This window comes from Streptomyces sp. CB01373 (assembly GCF_002803075.1).
Taxonomy (GTDB): Bacteria; Actinomycetota; Actinomycetes; order Streptomycetales; family Streptomycetaceae; genus Streptomyces.
This window is the reverse complement of the sequence record NZ_NNBK01000001.1, coordinates 172,604-196,534: the sequence shown is the minus strand read 5'-3', so window position 1 is coordinate 196,534 and position 23,931 is coordinate 172,604. Positions and strand designations below refer to the sequence as shown.

The window sequence follows — 23,931 nt, the reverse complement described above, 5'->3', positions numbered from 1 at the left end:
GGGCCGGGGATGCCTCCGCCACCGCGAGTGCCGCCCACTGCTGTCGGACCGCGGGACAGGCCGGGTCGGTGACCTTTCCGTCCGCCGGGGCTCGCACGTCAGCCGTGGGAGGCGGGGCGGGGCGAGGGCCGACCGGCGCTGTCGTGGGCGGGAGCCACGGCGGTGGGTGCCGGCTGGAGGGTGCGCTGGACGGCGACTACGGCGGCGTCGTCGGTCAGGTGTCCGCCGACGTGGGCGAGCAGGTCGGCGCGCAGGTGGCGGAGCAGTGCCGAGGGTCTGTGGTGTGCCCACGACGCGGCCCGTTCGGCCAGTGGGTAGAAGGCGCCCCGGGCGTTGCGCGCCTCGAGCACGCCGTCGGTGTGCAGCAGCAGCAGATCCCCGGGCTCCAGGGCGAAGGTGTCGACACGGTAGTCGGGGCGGGTCAGCTCGCCCAGACCCAGCGGCGGGGCGGGGTGGGTGGCGCGCAGCGTGATGGCCTGCCAGTCGCGCAACAGCAGGGGTGGGGGGTGCCCGCAGGTGACCATCTGCACCATGGGGTGCTCGTCGGGGATGTCGAGGACGGCGGCGGTGATGAAGCACTCCCCGGCTGTATCGGCCTCGGTGGGTTCGGCCAGGTGCCAGCACACGCTGTGGTCCAGGTAGGCCGCGAGCTCGGGCAGGCCGGCCTGGCGGTGTGCGGCCTCGCGGAAGGCGCCCAGCAGCAGGGCGGCGTCACTGATCGCGGTCAGGCCCTTGCCCATCACATCACCGATGATCAGCCTGGTGCCCGTGGGCGTGCGGATGGCCGCGTACAGGTCGCCGCCGATCAGGGACTGTGCCTGCGCCGCCAGATACATCGATGCCACCCGCAGCGGGCCGAACCGCCGTGGCAGCGGCCGCAGCACCACCCGCTGCGCGGCCTCCGACACCGTTCGCACCGCCGCCAGCTCACGGGCATGCCGCTCCCGCAGAAAACGGAAGACCGTCACGAGCACCGAAACCATCACGAGGGCGATGATCTGCGACTCGAAGTCCATCGTGCCCAGCATGTGATTTTCCAGCCCGATGATCAGCATGCCCACCACCGCGACAGCGGCGATCGCCCCGGTGACGACGGTCGAGGCGAAGGACGCGGCGAGCGCGGGTGCCACGATCAACAGCGACGGCCCCGTCGGCAGATGGTGCGACGGGGTCAGTACATCGGCCAGCACGATGGCCACGATCAGGCTGAGCGGAAGCGCCAGCAGGACATCACCGGCCTGCCGTGGGTGATGCCAGTGCGCATATCGCTGCCGCCGGCTCACACTTCCTGACTACACCCATCCGCACGGCCCCGCAGGTGCACGCACGACCACCTGCCATTCGGATCGAGCAGGAATCGAGAAGTCGGGCCGCGGCGCGGGCACGTAGCGTGAATACGACACCACCACCTCGCGGCGGGGCGGGCCGCTGCCTCAAGGAGAGCACATGCCATACACCGTAGACTTCGAGAACGTGTCCACCGTCGGCCTGGCATCGTCCCCGGTAGCGGAGGCTCTCGCAGGACTGCGCGCCAACGAGGCGCGCTATTACAAGAACAAGTACGACCACGTTTTCACCGTCAGGGCCGCGAGCGAGGCACCGGAAGTGCTCGACTGGGTGAACCGCATCCTCTCCGACGAGCGTGACATCGTCTTCTCCGCCCGTCCGCTCGAGGTGGCTTCCTTCGAGGTGGACGGGTTCCGGATGGCTTACGTTTTCTACGAATCCGGCCTGTCGGTCAACGTGATGTACGGCATCGATGACGGAACGAAGCGCGCAGTGGGGTTCAAGCTCTCGGAAGGCATGGAAGTTCCCGAGGAACTGGCTTCACGTTTCAAGTTCGCGCGCCAGAAATCAAAGCTGGCCGGAGTGATCCGCGGCTCCTTCTTTGTGATCAAGGGAGAGTACTGAGAACGGGAGCCCGCCCCGAAGGGCAGGCTCCCGTCGTACATGCCGCGCGTCCGTGCGTGCGCGCCTTCTTGGCCTACTTGGTGGTGACCGTCACCGACGTTTCAGCCGTCCCGGCGAGCACCTTGGCGTCCCCGGAGTAGTTCACGGTCACGGTGTGCGTGCCCGCCTTGTGGAACACCGGCAGCTTGACGTTCGCCACGCCGCCGCTGAGCTTGGCGCCGCAGGTCTGGCCGTCGACGGTCACCGTGACGGTGCCGGTCGGCTTGGCACCGTTGGCCGTGACCGTCACATGCGCCATGACCTCGGTCTTGTTCACCACGACCTTGTTCGGGGTGACCTTGAGGTCGACCTTGGAAGCGGCCTTCGCGGACTCCGACCCTGTGTTGAGGCCGACGACGACGGGGTCGTGGTCGGAGGCCGAGAAGGGGTCTTCGGCGTTGAAGAGCTGGGTGACGTTGTAGTTGTAGCGGCTGTAGTTGTAGGCGACCGACTCCTGGGCGTTGATCTGCCAGACCGTCGCGCCGGTGACCATCGACTGCGCGGCCGGGCTGGCGACGATGTGGTCGAGGGTGCCCTGGAGGCCGTGGAAGGCGTAGGAGTAGTGGTCCGGGTCGTACGTCGACCCGAGGTCGCTGTAGCCCTGGCTGTACAGGTACTCCATCGGGTCCTCGTGGTTGTAGGCGTTGAAGTCGCCGACGAGGAACACCTTGTCCGTCTTCAGCGCCAGCGCCTGCTCCTGCGCGAAACCGAGCATGGCGTGCGCCTGGTGCGTGCGGGTCTCGTTGTAGGCGCCCTGGTTGTAGGCGGGGCGGGTGTCCTCCTTGTCGCCGGGGTAGAGACCGGCGCCGGTTCCGCCCTTCGACTTCAGGTGGTTGGCCACGACCAGGAAGGCGTCCGAGTCATTGGTGCCGACGGCCTTGAAGCCCTGGGCCAGCGGCTCGCGGGCGATGGAGAAGTCCTGACCGGGACCGGAGAGGTCCTTCAGGATGTGCGAGGCACCCACCGGGGAGACGTCGGCCGGCTTGTAGATGAACGCGGTCCGGATGACGTCCTCGGCGGTCACCGCCGGCCGGTCCGCAGCCGCCGGCGACGGCGCGAACGCCCAGGTGCCGGCGCCCGCCTTGGCGTTGAGGGCGTCGACCAGGCCCGCGAGCGCCTTGTCGCGGTCCTCCCCGAACTTGGCCGAGTTCTCGACCTCCTCCAGCGAGACCACGCTCGCGCCGAGGCCGTTGATGCCGGTGACGATCTTGCTCTGCTGGCGCTGGAAGCTGACCTCGTCGGCAGCGCCGCGCGGGCCGTTGGCCCCGCAGTCGTTGACCCCGATGTGGTTGCCCTGGCGGTCGTTGTAGAAGGAGCACTTCCCCAGGCCCTTGGCGATGTACTGGTCGCCCGTCATCGGGAAGTAGTTCTGCACGTTGAAGGTCGCGAGGCGGACCTTGCCGCCCACGGCCGCCGGCTTCGCCTTCTGGGCGCGCATGTCGGAGAACGAGACGATGTCCGTTCCCGCGCCGTTGACCTGGCTGGTGGGCTGGAAGTTCCACAGCGAGTTGCGGTACTCCAGGACAACGGGCCTGTGGAAGGTCACCTTGGCACCCACGCTGACCGGGTTGTCGGCGGTGAGCCAGGGCAGCGGGTCGTTGGCGGCGGCGCCGGTGGCGGTGTAGCTGACACCGGCCCCGTCATCGAGCGTGATGGCGTGGGAGGCGTTGTAGTCGGCGGTCCGCTGTGCGACGTCGCTGCCGGCGGGGCCCGCGTCCGTCGGCTGGCGCAGCATCTTGTCGCCGGCGGCCAGCCCGATCTGGCCGTAGAAGTTGGTGTTGTAGTTGTCCGTCACCGTGAAGTCGCCCTGGGGAGCGATGAGTTCGCCCTCGTGCGCTCTCTTCTGGGCGTCGGTCTCCAGGTCGCTCCACGCGATCCTGAGGGGGGTGACGGGCGGCAGCGGGGTGGACAGCTTCGTGACGGTCGGGAAGGTGATCTCGGTGGTGCCGGCGAACTCCTGGACCGTGCCGCGCACCTCGACGCTCTCGCCGATGGTCACGGTGCCGGCCGACTGCGACCCGTAGACGAACACGGCGTCCGAGGCTCCGGGGGTCTTGTCGTCGGCGACGGTGCCGCCGGCGCCTCCCGTCTCGATGTAGAAGCCGTTGAACCCGCCGGTCGCGTACACGGCCGTGACGACACCCTCGGTGGTGACCGTCTTGCCCGCCAACGGCGAGGTGTCCGTGTTGGTGCCCTGGATCTCGGCGATCGTCACCTTGCCGGCGTCACCGCCCGAGCCACCGTCGCCGTCACCGGGCTCATTGCCCGAGTTCTTGGGGGCGGGCTGGCGAGTGGTGAAGTCGACGCTGTTGTTGTCCGTGTCCACACCGGGGGTCACGCGAGTGACGGCCGTGGTGTTGCTCGGCGCGGGAGCGGCCGCGCCCTCGAAGACCGAGCCGGTGCCGAAGCCGACCGTGTCGATGACGGCGCTGGTCGCGTCGTTCAGCGTCACCGAGCCGTCGGTCGCCGACATCGCCAGCTGACCGCTCGTGTCGGGGGTGGGCAGCGGCGTGGTGCCGCCGGTGCCCTTCGCCTCCTGGACGAGGTAGTAGCCGTGGGCCGGCACGCTGCCCGACAGGGCCGTCGTCCCGCCGAGGTTGCCCTTGGCGCTGAAGTACGACACCGACCAGCCGCTCACGCTGACGGCCGTGTCGGTCGGGTTGAAGAGCTCGATGTAGTCATTGGTGTAGGTGGAGCCGGAGTTGCCGCCCCCGCCGTACACCTCGTTGATCACCAGTCCGGTACCGGCCGGGTTGGCGTTGGCAGGTCCGGCGAGGAAGCTGCTCAGACCGGTCACGGCAAGCACGATGCCGGTGGTCCGGACCAGAGTCCGGCGGGACCGGGAGTTCCTCGGGAGAGGACGAGACATGAAGTCGCTCCTGAAATTGGAGAACGGCGGCACGGGCAGCTGGAACCCGAGTACGACCGACCAAGGCGAAGCGAGTAAAACCGGGACTCCCGGCCGTTGTCCGAACGTTGGGTGAACTGATTGTCTCGATCTCCCCAAAACCGGGACAGCGGCATGAAAGGGCGTCAGGGTTACGCGGCACAGCACGCCTTGACCCACCGACGGCAGCCAGGGGTGGCGGGACGGGGACGGACAGCGGTCACGTCACGCGGCACACCCGCCGGCGTACTGCGGGCGGTCCTCGCACCCGCCGGGGTCAGCGCGGGATCCGGGTGGTCACCAGCGGGTTCGGCAGCGGCTGGTAACGGGCCGCCGCGCCGTCGGCTCCGGTCCAGCGCAGCAGCAGGTTCGTCTTGCCGGGCACGGTGGGCGAGGTGAGCAGGGCGGCGGCCTCCGGCAGGTCGTGGCGGGCGAGTTCACGACGGGCGGCGGGCCAGGGGTCGAGGCCCGGGTGGCGTTCGGCGAGGGCGGCGGCGATCTCACCGAGATGGTTGACGACCAGGCAGTACACCAGCCGCTCCCATCCGGCGGCCCGGGAGACGTCCGGCAGCAGCTTGACGCCCTCCGCGTCCCGGAAGAGCGCCTGCACGGGCATACCACCGGCGTCCACGGCGATCAGCGAGTTCTGCAGATGGGCCTCCAGGACGACGCCGTACCGGGCGAAGGCCCCGAGGGCAGGGGGTACGACCTGGCGCAGATACGCCTCCCACCACAGTGCCGGGTCCGCCGGGCCGTCCAGCGGGTTGCCGTCGAAGCCCTCGGCCAGGGCGGCGGCGAGCAGCGGGGTCGCGCCGGGCACCAGATGTTCGCCGAGTCCGTCGCGGACGACGACGGCGAGTTCCTCGAAGGCGAAGGCGGCGGTGCGGTAGCCGCGGTCGGACAGCCAGGCCGCCCGGCCCGGCAGCCGGCCGAACGCGGTCGCGACGGCCGTGTCGGTGCGGCGCAGTTCGCGCAGGTCGTGCCGCCACAGCCGCCGTACGTCGTTGGTGATCCGCACGTCCAGGCTGAACTTCAGGAAGAGGTCCGCGTCGGGGACGTGGACGGTGCGGACCGCCGCCGTGGGCCACACCGCGCGGGCCGTCGTGCCCAGCCGCAGCAGCCGCCCGTCGGCGAAGGCCCCGGCCAGGTCGCGGCCGACCAGGTCGAGCTGCCAGGGGTGGGCGGGCAACAGCCGGTAGCCGGGCGGGGCCTGGCCCAGCGCGTCGAGCGCCGAGGTGTCGCCCTCCTCGACGGCCACGTCCTCGCGCACCCCGAGCAGCACCAGCGGGAAGCAGGCGTGCGCCTCGGGCGCGTACGGCAGCCAGGAGGCGACCGGGCCGCCCCCTCGCGCCTTGGGCGCCGGGTGGTACGGGTGGCCGGTGACGAGCGCCTGCTCGGAGCGGACGTACGGGTCCTCGGGCACCGGCGCGCGGTCGCGGGCGGTGAGCAGCGCCGCCACCGCCTCCCGGCTGTCGATCATCTCGGCGGGCAGCTCGTCGTTGGACAGGCCCGTGTACCGGCGCAGCTCCTCGGACACGAGTTTGACCAGTTCCGGGTGGCCGATCCGCTGCCAGCCGTCCCCCGCGTACACCTCCGGCGCGGTGGGCCGCCGCCCGTCGCGCACCCGCAGCAGCCGGCCCCCGCCCGGCAGCCGGTACGTGCGGAACCCGCCCGGGTCCGGGCACGGCCGCGCGACCTCGCGGAGCAGGCAGTTCAGCAGGGGCGCGGCCGCGTACGCGTCGGCGCGCTCCGCGATGCCCGCGGTGGCGGGCGCGACGTCGCCGGTGGGGGGCGGGAGCTCCATGCGCTTTACTCGGTCCGTTCGGTCCATAAGTCCACGCGGTACGAAGGTGATCAGTATGTCTGCCCGGCGCGCGCCGACCTGACGCCCGCCCGTATCGGAGGAGTCCGACCGTGCACCGTCCCCCAGCCACCGAGACCGAGGTCGCCGAGGAGCTGGCCGCCGTGCGGCCCGACCTGGCCCCACGGTACGCGGCGCGGCTGCCCGGCGCGCGGGCCGCCGTGCTGACCCGGCTGTGGCGGGCGCTCGCCCATGAGCCGCTGCCGTGGGTCGCGGGCCGGGAACGCACACGGGACGCGCTCGTCCTGCGGCTGCGCGACGGCCGCCGACTGGAGGGGCCGCCGTCGGACCCGTACGCCACCTCCGGGTACGTCACGGCCGTACGTCTGGCCGGGACGGTCCACGAGGACCCAGCGCGGTTGATGCGTGACCTCGCCGTACCGCACGGCGACTCCCTCGCCGCCGAACTGGGGCACAGTGTCGCCTCGCTGGCACTGTCGCGGGCCGATCAGCCGCCCGAGGACGAAGCTGCCTCGCGGGAGTGGCCGGTGACGGACTGGCAGTGGGAGCAGCGGGTGGTCGACGGTCACCCCTTCCACCCCAACTGCCGTTCCCGGCCGGGTTTCTCGGTCGCCGAGCAGCTCGCGTACGGACCCGAGCACCGGCCTGCGGTCGAGCTGGGGCTGCTGCCGGTCCCGGAGCGGGAGTGCCTGGTGAGCGGGGCGTGGCCGGAGGATCTGCGGGACGGCGGGCGACTGCTGATCCCCGTGCACCCCTGGCAGGCGGCGCACGTGCTCAAGCAGCCCCGTGGGGAGCGCGTCCTCGCGGCGCATCCGCTGATGTCGCTGCGGACGCTCGCCGTGCCCGGCGGACCGCATGTCAAGACCTCGCTCAGCGCCCGGCTGACGTCCTCCGTCCGGGACATCTCGGTCGGCTCGGTGACCGCCTCAGCCGCCCTGTCGGCCTTCGCCGTGGACCTGGCGGCCCGCACGGACGGCCTGCTGCACATCACCCGCACCCTGGGCGCGGCCACCGCGGGCTCCCCCGAACTGGCCGCCCTGTTGCGGGAGTCGCCGCGGACGTACGCGGCGCCCGGGGAGCATGTCGTGCCGGTGGCGGCGCTGCCCACCACGGGCCTGCCCGACTCGCCTGCCTGGACGGAGGAGTTCACGCGTCTGGCGCTGACCGTCGGCTTGCGCCTGCTGGAGTCGGGGGTGGCCCTGGAGGCGCACGGCCAGAACCTGCTCGTGGTGCTGTCCGGGTCCGGCGCCCCGCTGCGGCTGGTCTACCGCGACCTCGCCGACATCCGGATCAGTCCCGCCCGGCTCTCCCAGCACGGCATCGCCGTACCGGAGTTGCCGGCCCGGAACCTCACCGACGACCCGACCGCCCTGCGCCGCAAGCTGTTCGGCTCGCTGGTGGCGGGCGCGCTGGCGGGAACGGCGGGATCCGTGACGGCGCTGCGCGCCGCGCTGGAGCCGGCCGTACGGGATCTGCCGCGTACCCCGGACGTCGTGGCACTGCGCGAACAGCCCGTTCCGGCAAAGGCGTTGACGCTGATGCGGTTGTCTCCCGGCATGCCCGGCGACCAGTGGACCGGGCTGCCCAACCCGCTCGTTTTGGTGCCCGGCGCGTCGGATCAATAAGATCCGCCGATGATCACAAGACAACGGCTGGCGGCGGGAGTCTGTGCTCTGCTCGCCGCCCTGACGGTGGGGATGGCCTTTCCCGCCGGAGCGGTAGCCGACGAGACGGAGGGGCAGGACGCCCCGAAGGTCGAACTCGTCCTGGATGTCAGCGGGTCCATGCGGACCCGGGACATGGACGGCGGGTCGCGGATGGCCGCGGCCAAGCAGGCGTTCAACGAGGTGCTCGACGCGACCCCGGAGGAGGTCCAGCTCGGAATCCGCACCCTCGGTGCCAACTACCCCGGCAACGACCGGCAGACGGGCTGCAAGGACACCGCCCAGCTGTACCCGGTGGGCCCGCTGAACCGCACCGAGGCCAAGACGGCGGTGGCGACGCTGGTGCCGACCGGCTGGACCCCGATCGGACCGGCGCTGCTGAAGGCGGCCACGGACCTCGACGGCGGCAACGGCATGCGCCGGATCGTCCTGATCACCGACGGCGAGGACACCTGCCAGCCGCTGGACCCGTGCGAGGTGGCCCGCGAGATCGCGGCCAAGGGCATCGGTCTGACCATCGACACGCTCGGCCTGGTGCCCGACGCCAAGACCCGCGACCAGCTCATCTGCATCGCGGAGGCGACCGGCGGCACCTACACCTCCGTACAGCACAAGGAGGAACTCAGTGACCGTGTCGGCCAGTTGGTCGACCGGGCGGCCGATCCGGTGGTGACGCCGGTGGCCGCGGAGGGTGCCACCGAGTGCGCGAAGGCACCGACGCTCAAGTCCGGCCTCTACACCGACCGTGAGGAGTTCGGGAAGCAGCGCTGGTACCGGGTGGACGTCAACCCCGGGCAGGAGCTGCGCGCCTCGGTGAGCGTCGCCGCCGACCGTGCCGTCGACCCGGACTACGGCCTGCTGGTGCGCGCCGTGACGGAGCGCGGACGGGAGATCGTACGCGGTGAGGCGGCGGGCAACGGCCGTACGGACGTGATCTCCACGGGTCTGCGCTACCCGAAGCCGGAGAGCGACGACGAGAGCGCCCCGGCCGAGACCGTGTGCCTGCAGATCACCAACGCCTTCTCGGCGGCCTCCGGGGTGAAGACCGCGCCGGGCATGCCGCTGGAGCTGACCGTGGACGTGGTGGACGGTCCGGGCAAGTCGAGTGATGTGGCCTCCTTCGGTCTCGGCCGCGGCTGGTGGCTGCTCGGCGCGCTGGTGCTGACCGGCTTCGTCGCGGGCCTGCTGTGGGGCTGGGTGTCGCGTTGGCGCGTCGCGATCTGGAGGACGAACTGATGCGTATCACCCGTGTACTGGGCGCCGCACTGCTGGCGCTCGGGCTGGCCGCGGGCCCCGCGGCCGCCGACTCGTCGCCCTCGGCGGACCCGTCCGGCGACAGCGGGGCGCCCACCCAGGCCGGCACCTCGTTCCGTACCGCGACCGAGATCGAGCAGGGGCAGCAGGCGACCGCCGGCGGCTCCACGGGCGACTACATGTACTGGTCGTTCGCCGCGGACGCCGGGCAGCGCCCCACCGTCAAGGCGACGGTGAAGCTGCCCGACTCGCACGCCTCGCAAACGTGGCAGATCGACGTCTACGACGGTCTGCGACGCCGCCAGTCCTGCCAGTACGGCGCCCAGACCCGCACCGCCGCCCAGGGCACCGGGTCGGTCGAACTCGCCTGCGTGCTGCGCACGGTGCGGGCCTGGGCCGAGCCGTGGGCCAACGACCCGCTGCCGGGCACGTACTACGTCCGGCTGATGGCCGTCGGCCTGCCGGCCTCCGACCTGGGTCTGCCGGTCAACGCCGAGGTGCGGGCCGACTCCAAGGACATCGGCGGCGCGGCCGCGGTCGACGGCTCGCTCGCACAGCCGTTGACCCCGGGCATCGCGGTCAAGTCCGAGCAGGCCGACGGCGGTTCGAATGACGACGGCGGCAAGAAGAAGCCGGCCGTGCTGTCGAGCATCGAGCCCGACGGCGGCTGGTCCTCCGGCTGGTGGTCCGACCGCTGGGTGTGGACCGGTATCGGCGGCGTGCTGGCCGCGCTCGCGGGCATCGGCGGGTACGCGCTGACGCGCGGATCGGGGCGCCCCTCGCGGGTGCCGCCGGGGGTCTGACAGACACCCTCGCCCGACACCGTCCGTGAAGGCCCGCTCCCCTCGGGGGGCGGGCCTTCGCTCATGTCCCGTTCTCGCGCAGGGCCTTCGCGGCGGCGCCGTCTCCGGTCACCTCGACGCGTCCGTCCCGTACCGCCTCCGCCAGGCCCAGCTCCGCGCGGCTGACGGCCGTACACGTGGAGGAGTCCAGAGCCAGCCGGGCGTCCGGCTCCTCCGGCGCGGGTCCGTACCCGTAGAGCGGGCCCTGTTCGGCACCCATGTACAGATGGAAGTCGCCTTCGTCCAGCCCGACTTCGACGACGCCCGCCTCGACCCCGGCCTCTTCCAGGGCCCGCAGCAGGGGCAGTGCGAACCAGTGCGCGCGCAGTGCGTCGGTGGGCCGCCGCTCCCCCAGCCCGTCCTGCCCCCACTCCCCGAGCGCTCGCAGCACCGGCAGCAATTCCCGCCCCCGCGGGGTGAGTTCGTAGACGTGGGCAGCTCCGGGCGGCGGGAGCCGGCGCCGGGCCGTCAGCCCGTCCCGTTCCATGTCCTTCAGCCGTGAGGCGAGCATGTCCGTGCTCACGCCCGGCAGGTCGGCGTGCAGATCGGTGTAGCGGCGCGGGCCGGCCAGCAGCTCCCGGACGATCAGCAGGGTCCAGCGGTCGCCGACGGCATCGAGCGCGCGGGCGGCGGAGCAGAACTGGTCGTAGCTACGGCGAGGCGACATGCGAGGCAGTGTAGACGCGTTGTTGGACTTTCCAAGCTCCCGCTTGGTAAAACCAAGCAGGATCAGTCACCGGAGGGATGCGGCGCATGGAGTTCCGGCAGTCGAGCAAGCTCAGCGAGGTCTGTTACGAGATCCGCGGCCCGGTGATCGAGCACGCGGACGCACTGGAGGAGGCCGGCCACAGCGTGCTGCGGCTGAACACCGGCAACCCGGCGCTCTTCGGTTTCGAGGCGCCGGAGGAGATCCTCCAGGACATGATCCGGATGCTGCCGCGGGCGCACGGGTACACCGACTCGCGCGGCGTACTCTCCGCCCGCAGGGCCGTCGCCCAGCGCTATCAGACCCTCGGCCTGGAGGTGGACGTCGACGACGTCTTCCTGGGCAACGGCGTCTCGGAACTGGTCTCGATGGCCGTCCAGGCGCTGATCGAGGACGGCGACGAGATCCTCATCCCCGCACCGGACTTCCCCCTGTGGACGGCGGTGACGACCCTGGCGGGCGGCAAGGCGGTCCACTACCTGTGCGACGAACAGGCCGACTGGTACCCGGACCTGGACGACATGGCCGCGAAGATCACCGACCGCACCAAGGCCGTCGTGATCATCAACCCCAACAACCCGACGGGCGCGGTCTACCCGAAGGAGATCCTCGAAGGCATCCTCGACCTCGCCCGCCGCCACGGCCTGATGGTCTTCGCCGACGAGATCTACGACCAAATCCTCTACGACGACGCCGTCCACCACTCCACCGCGGCGCTCGCCCCCGACCTGGTCGTCCTCACCTTCTGCGGCCTGTCCAAGACGTACCGCGTGGCGGGCTTCCGTTCCGGCTGGCTGGTGGTCTCCGGCCCCAGGCAGCACGCGAAGGACTACCTGGAGGGCCTGACCATGCTGGCCTCCATGCGCCTGTGCGCCAACGCCCCCGCCCAGTACGCCATCCAGGCCGCTCTCGGCGGCCGCCAGTCCATCCGCGAGCTGACCGCGCCGGGCGGCCGGCTGCGCGAACAGCGGGACGTGGCCTGGCAGAAGCTGAACGAGATCCCGGGCGTGACGTGCGTGAAGCCCAGGGGCGCGCTGTACGCGTTCGCCCGCCTGGACCCCAAGGTCCATCCGATCCACGACGACGAGAGGTTCGTCCTGGACCTCCTGCTGCGCGAGAAGATCCAGGTGGTGCAGGGAACGGGCTTCAACTGGCCCGCCCCCGACCACTTCCGCATCCTCACGCTCCCCCACGCGGACGTGCTGGACACGGCGATCAGCAGGATCGGCCGGTTCCTCGGCGGGTACCGGCAGTAGAGTCCGGCGCCGCGCGGAATCTCCTTCGAGCCCGCGACCTGCGCTGTGTTACGGTCCCGAGGCCGGCCGCGGGACTTCGGTGCGACTTCCGGAATCTGCCTGTCAACTACCCGTCACTGAGGTGACGTGTTTGCACAACGGGCGTCACTGGGTGTGACGCTGCGTTTGCGTCCAGCCCCGGCCCGGCGCGTGTGCTCCGGTGCTGGGACAGGGGCCGTTGACGCAGCCCCGCGTCGCCACAACTCCCACGCGCGAGCGCGGATGTTGCGGGAGCCGTTCCGGTCCGCGTGATCAACGAATCCGCAGGACCGGCACGCGAAACGGGCCTGACTCACCCGGTTCGCCCTGTCGATGTGCCCGCACTCGGCGCAGGTGCGGGAGGTGTACGCCGGATTGACGTACACCACCGGTACCCCGGCCTTACGGGCCTTGTACGCGATGAACTGCCCGAGCTGGTGGAACGCCCAGGAGTGCAGGGTGGCCCGTTGGGGCTTGTGGAGCCGTACCCGCTCGCGGATGCCCGTCAGATGCTCCAGGGCGATCCCGCGAGCGGTGCGTTCTGCCTCGGCCACGACGTGCTTCGCGATCTTGTGGTTGATGTCCTTCGCCCGCCGCGCCTCCTTGCGCCGCCGCTTCTTCAGGCGGCGCTCGGCAGACGGGGTGTCCTTCTTCTGCAGCTTCGCCCGCAGCTTGCGTTCCCGGACCCGGGTGCGGTTCAGCTGCCGTCCGGCCATGATCTCGCCGTCGGACGTGGTGGCGATGTTCACGATGCCCAGGTCGACGCCGAGGAAGTCCACCGGTTCGGTGTTCGGCGGCTGCTCGGGGACATCGCAGGTGGCGTTCAGGAACCACATGCCGTCCCGCACCAGCAGGTCCGACTCGCCCCGGCGGTAACGGGCCAGGGTGGCCAGCTGCTCGACAGAGGCGGTGAACGCCACGTCCTTCACCCGCCCGGCCGTCGTCCAGATCGAGATCCGCCGCTCGGGGATCTGCCAGGACAGCATTCGGTCGTCGTAGGGCTGCGCGCTCTCCGCCCGGAAGGCGATCGGCTTCTCGGCGGCCCTGCGGTAGCGCCTGGAACCCGGCCTGCCCAGATTCCCGGCCTTCAGGTTCGCTCGCAGGGTGGCATAGGCGTCGCAGGTCTTCTTGATCACATGCTGGGCAGCCTGTGCACCCAGCCCCCACCGCGATTTGATCTTATGGTAGGCGTGCTCACGCAGCGCGAAGTTCTTCTTCACGTCCTTGTCGAACGCGACGACGCTCGCCCAGGTCGCCGCCTCATTACAGGCGCGCAGGCTCGCCTCGAGTGCCGCCGCCTGCACGGGCGTAGGCAGCAGCCTCACCTGCACCACCAGCTTCACGGTCACCGAGCGTAGACTCCCGTGCGAGCGACCATCACGCGTCCCCGACCCTCCACCACACCGAGTGACCCACTCGACTGCACGTTCGGTCGACAAGGTAACCCCGTTGGCTCGTCACGGATGGTGTTGAGTGCAGGTGTGGACAATCTCGCAGGCGCAACGAAGACGGCAATCATCGCTCCCATACCTGAGGCGGAGGCGGTTGTGGGGCCCTTCCGGCACGTCTTGGACCACACGGCATCCTGGCCCGTTCCGGCGCACATCACGGTCCTCTATCCGTTCCTCATGCCTTACCGCATCACCAAGAGCGTGATCGACGATCTGCGAGCATGCTTGGCGACGGTGCCCGCCTTCACTTGTACCTTCTCTCGGGTCGCGTGGTTCGGACAGGACGTCATGTGGCTGGCGCCAGACCCCGATGCGCCGTTCCGCACGCTCACTGAAGCCGGGGTGCGTCAGTTCCCCGAGTGTCCGCCGTACCAGGGAGCACATCCAGACCCGACGCCGCACCTGACTGTTGGGAGCACACATCTGGCTGATCTCCCCTCCATGCAGCAGGCAGCCACGGAACTGGAAGCGGAGCTGCCGATCCAGGCCCGAATCGACCGCGTCCGCTTGATCGCTGGGAGTGACACACCAGGTTCGTGGCGCACGGTGAGCGAGTTCACGCTGCCGACCGCGTAGCCAGGTTGCGAGTGATCTCCGCGTGACGTCGCGCGGCCGACACCCGTCTTCGCAGTTCAAGGCGTACGGTCCCGCAACATCACGCGTTGAATCTCGGTAGAAGACCAAGCTGGGTAGCCAACCGCCGCAGTCGCAGGTGGGCCAACCCGCAGCTCAGCAGCCATCCGCGTACGCAATCTTCAGCGGAAACGCCCCCTCTCGGAAGCGACGAAGGGCCCGCCCTGCCGCGCCCCCGCTGCTCAGAGACGTCCAGCTCCAGCGGGTCGTCGCCCCTGTATGCGACGGTGGCGGCGACGAAAGGTCGTTTCAGCCGTCCTGGTCGAAGTTGGCCACGACGGCCAGCACATCCTTCGCGCGCTCACTGCGATCCCCGACGAGGTGCCGGGGCCTCACCTTCGTGCCCCGTCCGTCCTCGGCTCCGAAGGTGACGATCAGGTCGGCGCCGGTGAGGGAGGGGGCGAGACATGGTCGGCCGTGCCGTCGCCGTTCAGGTCGGCCACGAGGCCTCCGGAAGATGTCACGCAACTTCTGATCGCGGGCCCGGCAGCCCGGCGCAAGGGCGGTTCGCCTCGGCCGTCGCCGCATCCCTGCGGTGACAAATGACCGTCGCCTTGCTCGGTCAACATGCCGACACGTTCCACGCCTGCGGCGCAGTGGTGACGCCGCGTTGCTGATCCGTGCTCCGAAAGTGCCCGGGCCGCGATGCCCCGCCGTGGGTGCGTGCGTCCGCGGGTGCGGGGGCGCGGGCTCGTAGCCTGGGACGCATGGGTGATCTCTTTCTCGTACGGCACGGGGAGACCGAGTGGTCGCGGTCCGGGCGCCATACCGGGTGGACGGACGTGCCGCTCACCGAACACGGGCGGGAGGAGGCGCGGCGGCTGGTGCCGTTGATCCGCTCGTACCGGATCGGAGCGGCGTTCGTCAGCCCCTCGCAGCGGGCGCGGGAGACGGCCGAGCTGATCGGGGTCCACGACACGCGGGTCGACGCAGATCTGCGGGAGTGGGACTACGGCGGCTACGAGGGCATCACGACCGACGAGATCCAGCGGACGCGTCCCGGCTGGTTCCTGTTCACGGACGGGGTCGCCCCGGGACCTCCGGAGCATCCCGGGGAGAGCGTGGAACAGGTCGGGGAGCGGGCCGACCGGATGCTGGGCAAGGTGGACGCCGCGCTCGCCGGCACCGAGGGGGCCGTCGTGCTGGTGGCACACGGGCACTTCCTGCGGGTGCTCACCGCCCGGCGGCTCGGGCTGCCGCCGTCGGCGGGCGCGCTGTTCCAGCTCGCCACGGGCACGGTGTGCCGGCTGGGCACGGAACACGCGCGGCCGGTGATCGCGGGCTGGAACATCCAGGCGGCCCCTTAGTGCCTCTCGTTTGGATCATGCCGGGCTCGCGGGCCCTGGCACCGCACCTCGCGGCGTTGTCAGTCCCGGGTCCTACTCTTCGAAGCATCTGATCGACGACGAAGCATCTGATCGACGACCGTTCGACGCCTCGGGGAGGCCACGCCGTGACTGGACCGCCCACCGCCGCGCAGCGCCGCGTCATCGACGCCGCCGACCCCGTGACCGGTCGGCTCAGGGGTACGGAGGCGCAGCTCGCGGCGCTGGTGAAGCGCGGGCTCGCGTTCCGGCACCCGCGGCCGCCGCACGACCACTTCCTCACTCCGGCCGGGCATCGAATACGCGAGGAAGAAGAGGCGGAGGAGGAGAAGTCGCCCCCTGCCGGGGAAGCGGCCGCCGGTACCGGTGTGTTCTCCGCCCGCGTCGGTGGTGAAGAGGAGCCGTACGACGGTCCCGCGCGGATGCGCGAGGTGCACAGCGCCTGGCAGGGGCTGCTGGAGCTGCGCCGGATGACCAATCCGGACGGTGCCGTCGAGCGGCCCTGCGGCTGGGAGCGCGCGCATCTGGTGCGGGCCGCCGCGCTCGCCCTGGAGGCGGCGGGGCAGCGGCCCGCGGGGCCGGACGCCGACGGTTACCGGGTGCGGGCGACCCCGCAGCCGGAGGCGGTCGCGGTGTACGGTCCCGACGGCGCGGCGCTGCGGGCGTGCGCGGCCGCGCTGGACCGGGCGGGGTGGCAGGCCGGGGAGTACACCGAGCCCCGTACGAGGGCCCGGTACCTGCTGGCCTCGCCGCGCAGGGTGTGAGAGGGACACGTGTGCGGAGGCAGGGGCACGGCGAAGCCGCCGTGCCCCTTCCGGTGATCAGCGCACCACCGCTATCTCCTCCCCCGCCTCCATCGGGTGAGTGACGTCCTGGGCGCCCACGGACCCGGGCCTGCCCAGGTGGTTGAAGACGAGGTTGAGCAGGACGGCCGTGACGCAACCGGTGGAGATGCCGGAGTCGAGGACGATCCGGGCGGTCTCCGGGAAGGCGTGGTAGAAGTTCGGCGCCGTGATCGGGATGATGCCGACGGCGATCGAGACGGCGACGATCAGGACGTTGTTGTCCTTGTCGAGGCCGGCCCTGGCCAGGGTCTGGATACCGCTGGCGGCGACCGAGCCGAACAGGACCACGCCCGCGCCGCCGAGCACCGGACGCGGTACGACGGCGATCAGCGAGGCGGCCATCGGGCACAGGCCCATCAGGACCAGGAAGCCGCCGCCGAAGGCCACCACGAAGCGGCTGCGGATCCGGGTCATGGCCACCAGGCCGATGTTCTGCGCGAAGGCGCTGCACATGAAGCCGTTGAACAGGGGGCTGAGGGCGGAGCCGAGGGTGTCGGCGCGCAGGCCGGCGGCGATCGTCTTCTCGTTGGCCGGGCGTTCGACGATCTCGCCGAGAGCCAGCATGTCGGCGGTGGACTCGGTCATCGAGACCACCATCACCACGCACATGGACAGGATCGCGGCGACCTGGAACTGCGGTGCGCCGAAGTGGAACGGGGTCGGGAAGCCGACCACCCGCGCGTCCGCCACCGGGCCGAAGTCCGTGACCCCGAACGGGATCGCGATGATCGTGCCGGCGATCAGCCCGAGCAGGACCGCGATCTGCTTGACGAAGCCGCGGGTGAAGCGGCGCAGCAGCAGCACGATGACCAGGGTGATGCCGGCCAGGGTGAGGTTGGTCGCCGAGCCGTAGTCGTGCGCGGCCGGATTGGGGCCCTGGGCCCAGCCGAAGGAGACGGGCAGCAGGGAGACGCCGATGAGGGTGATCACGGTGCCGGTGACCACCGGCGGGAAGAACCGGATCGCCTTGCAGAAGATCGGCGCGGCCAGGAAGCCGAGGACACCCGCCACGATGACCGCGCCGAAGATGATCGGCAGGGCGTCGGACTTGTCCTTGGTGGAGGCGACGATCGCCGTCATGGGGGCGACACCGGCGAAGGTGACGCCGTTGACGAAGGGGAGCCGGGCGCCGATCTTCCAGATGCCGAGGGTCTGGAGGAACGTGGCGAGACCGGCGGTGAACAGGCAGGCCCCGGTGAGGAAGGTCAGCTCGGTGCCGGACAGGCCGACGGCCGCGCCGACGATCAGGGGCGGGGCGACGACGCCCGCGTACATGGCGGCGACATGCTGGAGGCCGCTGGTCGCCATCTTCAGGACGGGGAGTTTCTCGTCCACGGGGTGGGTGGTGGACTCGGCTGGCTGTCCTGCCTCGTCGCGGGAAGTGGGGTGAGCGGCCACGGCTGCTCCTCCGGTCGGTTGACACGTCGTTTGGACGTGGGTGTCAAGGAGGTGGTGCATGTGTGGTCGTGCGGGACCGGGGGCGGGCTTTCCAGTGCCGCGGCAGGCAACGTTTGCTCGCACGGGGCGAACGTTGCCTGCCGGGGCACCAGGGCCCGCGGTGGGCGACGGAGGACCGTTCCGGGGCGCGTGTCCAAGCGCGCCCCGGAGCCGGCCCGCCGCGGACCCCGTTCGGGTCCACGGCTACCGGTCGGGAGCCGTCCCTCCCGCCCGGAGTTCCTTGAATCGGTCAGCTTCGCGCGGTGATCCGCGCCAGCCGCTGTGCCTCGGCCCGCGTGGCGCGGGCGATGGCGTCCTCGTCGGCGGTCAGCAGCCGGCCGTCCTCGACGATCTGCCGCCCGTCCACGAAGGAGGCGGTGACCGGTGCCGCCGCGCCGAGGACCAGGGCGGCCACCGGGTCGGCGATCGAGGCGTGGGCCAGCGTGTCCATCTTCCACAGCACCAGGTCGGCCAGCTTGCCCGGCTCCAGTGAGCCGATCTGGCCGGCCCGGCCGAGCACCTGGGCGCCGCCGTAGGTGCCCAGGCGCAGGGCCTGGCGGGCGTTCAGGGCCGCCTCGCGGTGTGCGCCGAGCCGGTTGATCAGCAGGGCGTTGCGCAGTTCGGTGTGGAGTTCGCCGGACTCGTTGGAGGCGGTGCCGTCGACGCCGAGGCCGACCGGGACGCCGGCTGCCAGCATGTCGGGGACGCGCGCGATTCCGGCCGCCAGGCGGGCGTTGGAGGAGGGGCAGTGCGCCACGCCGGTCTTCGTGCGGGCGAAGGCGGCGATGTCGGAGTCGTTCATGTGGACGCAGTGCGCCATCCACACGTCCTCGCCCAGCCAGCCCGTGGACGCGAAGTAGTCGGTGGGCCCCATGCCGAACAGCTCGTGGCAGAACTTCTCCTCCTCGACCGTCTCCGAGCCGTGGGTGTGCAGCCGTACGCCGAGCCGGCGGGCCAGCTCCGCGGCCTGCCGCAGCAGTTCGGTGGAGACGGAGAAGGGCGAGCAGGGGGCGACGGCGACCTGCGTCATGGCGTCGAAGGAGGCGTCGTGGTGGCGTGCCACGGTCTCCTCGGTGGCGGCGAGCGCGTCCTGAAGCGTCTCCACGGCGAAGTCCGGCGGCAGTCCGCCGTCCTTCTCGCCGCGGTCCATCGAACCGCGGGCCAGGGTGAACCGGACGCCCGTCTCGCGCGCCGCCCGGATGATCGCGCCGGACAGGTCTCCGGAGCCCCGCGGGAAGACGTAGTGGTGGTCCATGGCGGTGGTGACGCCGCCGCGGGCCATCATCGCCAGTGAGCCCCGGGCCGCCGCGGAGACCATCTCCTCGTCGATGCGCGCCCAGGTCGGGTAGAGCGCGACGAGCCAGTCGAACAGGTTGTGGTCGGTGGCCAGGCCCCGGGTGATCCACTGGTAGAAGTGGTGGTGGGTGTTGACCAGACCGGGCGTGGCCAGATGGCCGCTCGCGTCGATCCGGCGCGCCACGTCCTTCAGCCCCTCGGGGGCCTTGCCCGCGCCGACCGACTCGATCCGGTTGCCGGCGAGGACGAGGTGTCCCGAGGCGTACTCGGTGTCGTCCGCGTCCACGGTCGCGATCGCGCAGTTCTCGATGACAATGCGCTGGGCTGCCGATGGTGCCATTGCGCTTCCTTGTCTTTGGTGGCGGCCCGTGGTCGCGGGGGGCGTCCACGGGGAGGGCACGGCAGGACCCTAGGAGGATTTGAGTGCCGGAGCCGTGCCGCTCCGGGTGCCGAGGTGGTGGAAGAACAGGTTGAGCAGGACGGCGACGATGGCGCCGGCGCTGATCCCGGAGCCGAGGACGGTCTGGGCCCAGGCCGGGAACTGGGTGTAGAAGGTCGGGGCGGCCAGCGGGATGATGCCGGCGCCGAGGGCCACGGCGACCAGGATGATGTTGGAGCTGTCGTCCAGTCCGGCCTCGGACAGGGTGCGGATGCCGCTGACGGCGATCGAGCCGAACAGTACGATGCCGGCGCCGCCGAGGACCGGCATGGGCACCAGGGAGACGACCGCGCCGAGGACCGGGAAGGCGCCGAGGACCAGCAGGACGGAGCCGGCGACGGCGACGACGTAGCGGCTGCGCACCCGGGTCAGCGAGACGACGCCGACGTTCTGGGCGAAGGCGGAGGTGGGGAAGCCGCCGAAGACGGGGCCGAGCAGGGTGGCGATGCCGTCGGTGCGCAGACCGCGGGTGATGGTCCGGGCGTCGGCGCGGCGGTCGCAGATCTCGCCGAGGGCGAGCATCCCGGCGCTGGACTCGGTCATCAGCACCAGCATCACGATGCACAGCGACAGGATGGCCGCGGGCTGGAAGACGGGAGCGCCGAACGCGAAGGGGGTGGGCAGCGCGGCGATGGGGGCGGAGGCGATGCCCCGGAAGTCGGCCATGCCGAACGGGAGGGCGGCCAGGGTGCCGATGAGCAGTCCGAACAGCAGGGCGACCTGTTTGACGAAGCCCTTGCCGAAGCGCTGGATCAGCAGGATGACGACGAGGGTGAACGCGGCGAGGGCGAGGTTCTTCATGGAGCCGAAGCCCGCGGCGGTCTTGTCGCCGCCCTGCGCCCAGCCGACGGGCACGGGCATCAGCGTGACCCCGATGAGGGTGATCACCACGCCGGTGACGAGCGGCGGGAAGTATTTCAGCAGCCTGCCGAAGAACGGGCCGACGGCCAGGCAGAAGACGCCGGCGACCATCACCGCGCCGTAGATCGCGGGGAGTTGGTGGCCCTTGGCGTTGGTCTCCGCGATGGCGAGGATCGGGGCGATGCCGGCCGAGGAAGCGGCGTTCACGAACGGCAGGCGGTTGCCCACGAGTTGCCTGACGCCGATGGTCTGGAGGATCGTCGCGACGCCGGCGATCAGCAGGCTGGCGGCGATGAGCCGGGTGCGGGCCGCGATGTCGAGTCCGCAGGCCTGGCCGATGATGAGCGGAGGGGTGACAACGCCCGCGTACATGGCGGCGATGTGCTGGAGCGCGGCGGGGACGAGCCGCGAGGGGTGGAGTCTCTCGTCCACCGGGTGCACGGACGTGACGGCGTCCTCGGTGTGCACCGGCGGGGTGGAACACGGGCCTTCTACGGACCCTTGAGCAGGCAGTGCCATTTCGTTCCCTCCGGTGTGGCGCGCCACCGGTCCGGAGCGGGTCCGGTGGCGCGCGTCCCGCGTCAGAGGTTTGTCATGTCGACCGGGATGAGCTGCTCGGCGCCGTCCCGCAGGATGGTGGCCTCGATCAGGCCGTAGGGGCGGTCGGCGGCGTAGTAGACGGCGCCGTCCTTGGCCTGGTTGTCGATCCCGAAGGGCGACAGGTCCGAGCGGAAGTGGTGCTTGTTGGGCATCGAGAAGCGGATCTCGTCGACCTCGTCGCGGGAGTTCAGCACCCGCACACCCATCTCGAAGAGGGTCTGCTGGAGCGAGTACGAGTAGGTCTCGGCGAACGCCTGCAGCGCGTGCTTGCGTACCCCGTTGTACGAGCGCTCCCAGTCGGGGGCGTGCGAGTCGATGCCGTTCCAGTTGTGCCGCCACCAGGTGGAGACGGTGGTGGCGAGGATGCGGTCGTGGTCCTCCTGAAGGGAGGTGTACTTGTCCTTGAGGAAGCCGAAGAACTCGGAGTTGGTCGAGTTCAGTACGGTCAGGTCCTTGAACCCGGAGAGCACCTGGATTCCGTGGCCGTCGTAGGTGATCTGCGCGACGCGGGTCTCCTGGCCCTTGCGGACGAAGGAGTGGGCGATCTCTTCCGAGCCGACGAAGCGCGCGCCGGACTGCGAGGTCTCGATCCGCTCCCAGGCGTACTCCTCGACGCGGATGCGGGCCTGGTGGATGGGCTCGGTGTTGTCCACGAAGTGGCGGGCGAGCCTGACGCCGAAGTCCTCGGCGCTCTGGATCCCGTGCTCCTTGGCGAAGGCGAACACCGTGTTCTTGGTGGTGTCGGTCGGCAGGACGTTCGCGTTGGAGCCGCTGCGGTGGACCTCCTCCATGTCGCCGGAGAGGGCGACGGAGACGTTCAGGTCCTTGATGCGGTGCGTGTCGCCGTCACGCGTGATCTTGACGACTCGGTTCTCGGCCTTGCCGTACTGGTTCTGTCCCAGGACGAAACGGGTCATGGTGTCGGTCAGCTCCCTCGGTAAACGGAGTAGCCGAACGGGTTGAGCAGCAGCGGAACGTGGTAGTGCTCGCCGGGCACCACCGCGAAGGCGATGGTGACCTCGGGGAAGAACACGGGCCGGCCGTTCTCGCTGTCCCGGAGCGCGGGGGCGTCCTGCTGGGCCGCGGCTTGTTTCTTGGCGAAGTACGTCTCGGTGTCGAACTCGAGCCGTACGTGGGTGGTGCCCTCCGGCGGTGCCGGAAGGTCCTTGCACCGCCCGTCGGCGTCGGTCGAGGAGCCGCCGAGCGCCTGCCAGCCGGCTTCCCGGCCCGAGCGGGCCAGAAGGCGGACGGCGACGCCCCCGGCGGGGCGGCCGGCGGAGGTGTCCAGGATGTGCGTGGACACGGAGGCGGTGGTCTCGGTGCTCATGGTTTCCTCTTCGGGCGTCTTCTCAGGCGTCTTCGAGCAGCCGGGCGAGCCGGATGCGGTTGATCTTCCCCAGTTCGCTGCGGACGATCTCGCGTTCCTGCTCCGGCGCGTTGCCGATCCGCTCCTTGAGCGCGTCGCGCATCTGCTCGCCGGTCCGGCCGGTGGCGCAGATGAGGAAGACGTGGCCGAACTTGTCCTGGTAGGCCAGGTTGAGGTCCAGCATCTCGGCCTTGAGTTCCTCGGAGGCGCCGGCCATTCCGCGCTGTTCGCGGGCCGAGGCCGGGTCGCCGGGCTTGGGACGGCCGATCGGCGGGTGGCCGGCCATCGCCTCCTCGAGGTCCGCGGGGGTCAGCTCCGCCATGGCGGCGTCGCTCGCGGCTTCGAGGTCGTCGGGGGTGTCGCAGGGGCGGGCCGCCAGCAGCCGGTCGGCCCACGCCGTGCTGGCGCACGCCTCCAGAAGGGCGGCTCGGGCCGCGTCTTCGGGGAGAACGTTGAATCGGGCGAGGCCCGGTGGCGTTGAGGTCGAAGTCACGGGAGCCTCCGTGGGCTGTTGACGGCCTTCGCGTGGGACGGGCTGCGGATAGCTAACGCCCTGACGAACACCGCGTCAACAGTTTGTTGAAAATTCCGGGACGCCCTGCCCGGCGGTGGCTCAGCTCTGCTTGTCGCGGTTGAGGTAGTTGTAGACGGTGAAGCGGCTGACGCCCAGCGCGCTCGCCACGGTCTCCACCCCGTGCCGGACGGAGAAGGCGCCACGCGCCTCCAGTACCCGCACGACCTCCTGCTTGGCCTTGCGGTCCAGATCCGCGAGCGGCATGCCCTTCTTGCGCTCCATCGCGGCCAGGATGTGGTCCAGCGAGTCGGCGAGCTGCGGCAGGCGCACGGCGACGGCGACGTCACCCTCCCAGAAGAGCACGACGTCGTCGGGGCCGGCCTCGTCGGGCGGGAGCATCCGGCCGCCGATGGCGTCGACCAGCGGCTTCAGGGCCGCGATGAAGGACTCCTCCCCGATCACCTCCCGTCCTCCCCGATCACAGTGACCTGAAGGGAGATCCGGGTGGCGCCGGCCCCGAGGGTCCTGCGCAGCAGGGCGTCCACGGCGTCCAGGACGACGTCGGCACCTCCCTCGGCCGTGTTGCCGAACGGGCCGACGTCCACGGCGTCCAGCTCGGCCGCCTCGACGACCTCCCGTGCCACCAGCGCGTGCTCGGGGGCCTCGTCCAGATCGAAGGGCTCGGTCGTGAACTCCACTCTCAATCGCACGCGCACAACCTAACGCGCGGGCCGGTTTCCGGGCAGCCCCCCGGGGCCGGGATCC

21 protein-coding genes are annotated in these 23,931 nt (G+C 70.8%); 8 read left to right on the top strand and 13 right to left on the bottom strand.

Annotated features, from left to right (window positions below; genetic code table 11):
• Nucleotides 1-98: 98 nt before the first annotated feature.
• Nucleotides 99-1,283, bottom strand: coding sequence for a PP2C family protein-serine/threonine phosphatase (locus tag CG719_RS00915; RefSeq protein ID WP_100566499.1), 1,185 nt, complete (start codon nucleotides 1,281-1,283; stop codon nucleotides 99-101).
• Nucleotides 1,284-1,446: 163 nt separating this feature from the next.
• Here CG719_RS00915 and CG719_RS00910 point away from each other — a divergent pair, with 163 nt between their 5' ends.
• Nucleotides 1,447-1,911: a phage tail protein gene (locus CG719_RS00910; RefSeq protein WP_100566498.1), complete on the top strand. Its 465-nt coding sequence runs from the start codon at nucleotides 1,447-1,449 to the stop codon at nucleotides 1,909-1,911.
• A gap of 73 nt (nucleotides 1,912-1,984) precedes the next feature.
• Here the strand turns inward: CG719_RS00910 and CG719_RS00905 are convergent, their stop codons facing one another.
• Both CG719_RS00905 and CG719_RS00900 read right to left on the bottom strand, forming a co-directional pair.
• Nucleotides 1,985-4,819: an ExeM/NucH family extracellular endonuclease gene (locus tag CG719_RS00905; protein ID WP_100566497.1), complete on the bottom strand. Its 2,835-nt coding sequence runs from the start codon at nucleotides 4,817-4,819 to the stop codon at nucleotides 1,985-1,987.
• 295 nt (nucleotides 4,820-5,114) lie between these two features.
• The gene (locus CG719_RS00900; RefSeq protein WP_100566496.1) at nucleotides 5,115-6,641 is read right to left on the bottom strand and encodes an IucA/IucC family protein; all 1,527 of its coding nucleotides are present in this window, start codon (nucleotides 6,639-6,641) and stop codon (nucleotides 5,115-5,117) included.
• Nucleotides 6,642-6,751: 110 nt separating this feature from the next.
• Here CG719_RS00900 and CG719_RS00895 point away from each other — a divergent pair, with 110 nt between their 5' ends.
• The 3 genes from CG719_RS00895 to CG719_RS00885 are packed head-to-tail and all read left to right on the top strand — an operon-like array spanning nucleotide 6,752 to nucleotide 10,380.
• Entirely contained in the window at nucleotides 6,752-8,284 is a 1,533-nt protein-coding gene (locus CG719_RS00895; protein WP_100566495.1) for an IucA/IucC family protein, read from the top strand.
• A 9-nt stretch (nucleotides 8,285-8,293) separates the two neighbouring features.
• Nucleotides 8,294-9,559: a VWA domain-containing protein gene (locus CG719_RS00890; protein ID WP_100566494.1), complete on the top strand. Its 1,266-nt coding sequence runs from the start codon at nucleotides 8,294-8,296 to the stop codon at nucleotides 9,557-9,559.
• Nucleotides 9,559-10,380 (top strand): hypothetical protein, encoded by an 822-nt coding sequence (locus CG719_RS00885; RefSeq protein WP_100566493.1) that lies wholly within the window; start codon nucleotides 9,559-9,561, stop codon nucleotides 10,378-10,380. Before CG719_RS00890 ends, CG719_RS00885 begins: the two co-directional genes overlap by 1 nt.
• Nucleotides 10,381-10,441: 61 nt before the next feature.
• Here CG719_RS00885 and CG719_RS00880 read toward each other — a convergent pair whose 3' ends face one another.
• Nucleotides 10,442-11,086 carry a winged helix-turn-helix transcriptional regulator gene (locus CG719_RS00880; protein WP_100566492.1) on the bottom strand — a complete coding sequence of 215 codons (645 nt, stop codon included), beginning with the start codon at nucleotides 11,084-11,086 and terminating at the stop codon, nucleotides 10,442-10,444.
• A gap of 86 nt (nucleotides 11,087-11,172) precedes the next feature.
• Between CG719_RS00880 and CG719_RS00875 the strand changes: the two genes are divergently transcribed.
• The gene (locus CG719_RS00875) at nucleotides 11,173-12,381 is read left to right on the top strand and encodes a pyridoxal phosphate-dependent aminotransferase (protein WP_100566757.1); all 1,209 of its coding nucleotides are present in this window, start codon (nucleotides 11,173-11,175) and stop codon (nucleotides 12,379-12,381) included.
• A gap of 113 nt (nucleotides 12,382-12,494) precedes the next feature.
• Here the strand turns inward: CG719_RS00875 and CG719_RS00870 are convergent, their stop codons facing one another.
• Nucleotides 12,495-13,742: an RNA-guided endonuclease InsQ/TnpB family protein gene (locus CG719_RS00870; protein ID WP_100566756.1), complete on the bottom strand. Its 1,248-nt coding sequence runs from the start codon at nucleotides 13,740-13,742 to the stop codon at nucleotides 12,495-12,497.
• Between the two features lie 138 nt (nucleotides 13,743-13,880).
• Here CG719_RS00870 and CG719_RS00865 point away from each other — a divergent pair, with 138 nt between their 5' ends.
• From CG719_RS00865 to CG719_RS00855, 3 genes are all read left to right on the top strand, one after another.
• Nucleotides 13,881-14,426, top strand: coding sequence for a 2'-5' RNA ligase family protein (locus tag CG719_RS00865; RefSeq protein ID WP_199836454.1), 546 nt, complete (start codon nucleotides 13,881-13,883; stop codon nucleotides 14,424-14,426).
• Nucleotides 14,427-15,190: 764 nt separating this feature from the next.
• Nucleotides 15,191-15,790, top strand: coding sequence for a histidine phosphatase family protein (locus CG719_RS00860; protein WP_100566490.1), 600 nt, complete (start codon nucleotides 15,191-15,193; stop codon nucleotides 15,788-15,790).
• A 146-nt stretch (nucleotides 15,791-15,936) separates the two neighbouring features.
• On the top strand, nucleotides 15,937-16,572 hold the full coding sequence (locus CG719_RS00855) for a hypothetical protein (RefSeq protein WP_100566489.1): 636 nt from the start codon (nucleotides 15,937-15,939) through the stop codon (nucleotides 16,570-16,572).
• Between the two features lie 57 nt (nucleotides 16,573-16,629).
• Here CG719_RS00855 and CG719_RS00850 read toward each other — a convergent pair whose 3' ends face one another.
• From CG719_RS00850 to CG719_RS00815, 8 genes are all read right to left on the bottom strand, one after another.
• Nucleotides 16,630-17,961 carry a nucleobase:cation symporter-2 family protein gene (locus tag CG719_RS00850; protein WP_100566755.1) on the bottom strand — a complete coding sequence of 444 codons (1,332 nt, stop codon included), beginning with the start codon at nucleotides 17,959-17,961 and terminating at the stop codon, nucleotides 16,630-16,632.
• 379 nt (nucleotides 17,962-18,340) lie between these two features.
• Complete coding sequence (locus tag CG719_RS00845) at nucleotides 18,341-19,726, bottom strand: 8-oxoguanine deaminase (protein ID WP_100566488.1); 1,386 nt, start codon at nucleotides 19,724-19,726, stop codon at nucleotides 18,341-18,343.
• Nucleotides 19,727-19,795: 69 nt separating this feature from the next.
• Nucleotides 19,796-21,205 (bottom strand): nucleobase:cation symporter-2 family protein, encoded by a 1,410-nt coding sequence (locus CG719_RS00840; RefSeq protein WP_100566487.1) that lies wholly within the window; start codon nucleotides 21,203-21,205, stop codon nucleotides 19,796-19,798.
• Nucleotides 21,206-21,267: 62 nt separating this feature from the next.
• Complete coding sequence (pucL, locus tag CG719_RS00835; protein ID WP_100566486.1) at nucleotides 21,268-22,203, bottom strand: factor-independent urate hydroxylase; 936 nt, start codon at nucleotides 22,201-22,203, stop codon at nucleotides 21,268-21,270.
• A gap of 8 nt (nucleotides 22,204-22,211) precedes the next feature.
• Nucleotides 22,212-22,613: a hydroxyisourate hydrolase gene (gene uraH, locus CG719_RS00830; protein ID WP_100566485.1), complete on the bottom strand. Its 402-nt coding sequence runs from the start codon at nucleotides 22,611-22,613 to the stop codon at nucleotides 22,212-22,214.
• Nucleotides 22,614-22,635: 22 nt separating this feature from the next.
• Nucleotides 22,636-23,145: a 2-oxo-4-hydroxy-4-carboxy-5-ureidoimidazoline decarboxylase gene (uraD, locus tag CG719_RS00825; protein WP_100566484.1), complete on the bottom strand. Its 510-nt coding sequence runs from the start codon at nucleotides 23,143-23,145 to the stop codon at nucleotides 22,636-22,638.
• 120 nt (nucleotides 23,146-23,265) lie between these two features.
• A complete protein-coding gene (locus CG719_RS00820; RefSeq protein ID WP_234375362.1) occupies nucleotides 23,266-23,628 on the bottom strand; it encodes a helix-turn-helix domain-containing protein in 363 nt (120 codons plus the stop codon).
• Nucleotides 23,625-23,876 carry a hypothetical protein gene (locus CG719_RS00815; protein ID WP_100566753.1) on the bottom strand — a complete coding sequence of 84 codons (252 nt, stop codon included), beginning with the start codon at nucleotides 23,874-23,876 and terminating at the stop codon, nucleotides 23,625-23,627. The genes CG719_RS00820 and CG719_RS00815 overlap by 4 nt, the downstream gene beginning before the upstream one ends.
• Nucleotides 23,877-23,931 lie beyond the last annotated feature (55 nt).

Coding starts and splice junctions, on each gene's coding strand:
- CG719_RS00890 (WP_100566494.1), top strand. CDS start 8,294: ATGATCACAAGACAACGGCTGGCGGCGGGAGTCTGTGCTCTGCTCGCC.
- CG719_RS00845 (WP_100566488.1), bottom strand. CDS start 19,726: ATGGCACCATCGGCAGCCCAGCGCATTGTCATCGAGAACTGCGCGATC.
- CG719_RS00900 (WP_100566496.1), bottom strand. CDS start 6,641: ATGGAGCTCCCGCCCCCCACCGGCGACGTCGCGCCCGCCACCGCGGGC.
- CG719_RS00860 (WP_100566490.1), top strand. CDS start 15,191: ATGGGTGATCTCTTTCTCGTACGGCACGGGGAGACCGAGTGGTCGCGG.
- CG719_RS00885 (WP_100566493.1), top strand. CDS start 9,559: ATGCGTATCACCCGTGTACTGGGCGCCGCACTGCTGGCGCTCGGGCTG.
- uraH (WP_100566485.1), bottom strand. CDS start 22,613: ATGAGCACCGAGACCACCGCCTCCGTGTCCACGCACATCCTGGACACC.
- CG719_RS00840 (WP_100566487.1), bottom strand. CDS start 21,205: ATGGCACTGCCTGCTCAAGGGTCCGTAGAAGGCCCGTGTTCCACCCCG.
- CG719_RS00880 (WP_100566492.1), bottom strand. CDS start 11,086: ATGTCGCCTCGCCGTAGCTACGACCAGTTCTGCTCCGCCGCCCGCGCG.
- CG719_RS00910 (WP_100566498.1), top strand. CDS start 1,447: ATGCCATACACCGTAGACTTCGAGAACGTGTCCACCGTCGGCCTGGCA.
- CG719_RS00875 (WP_100566757.1), top strand. CDS start 11,173: ATGGAGTTCCGGCAGTCGAGCAAGCTCAGCGAGGTCTGTTACGAGATC.
- pucL (WP_100566486.1), bottom strand. CDS start 22,203: ATGACCCGTTTCGTCCTGGGACAGAACCAGTACGGCAAGGCCGAGAAC.
- CG719_RS00850 (WP_100566755.1), bottom strand. CDS start 17,961: ATGGCGACCAGCGGCCTCCAGCATGTCGCCGCCATGTACGCGGGCGTC.
- CG719_RS00905 (WP_100566497.1), bottom strand. CDS start 4,819: ATGTCTCGTCCTCTCCCGAGGAACTCCCGGTCCCGCCGGACTCTGGTC.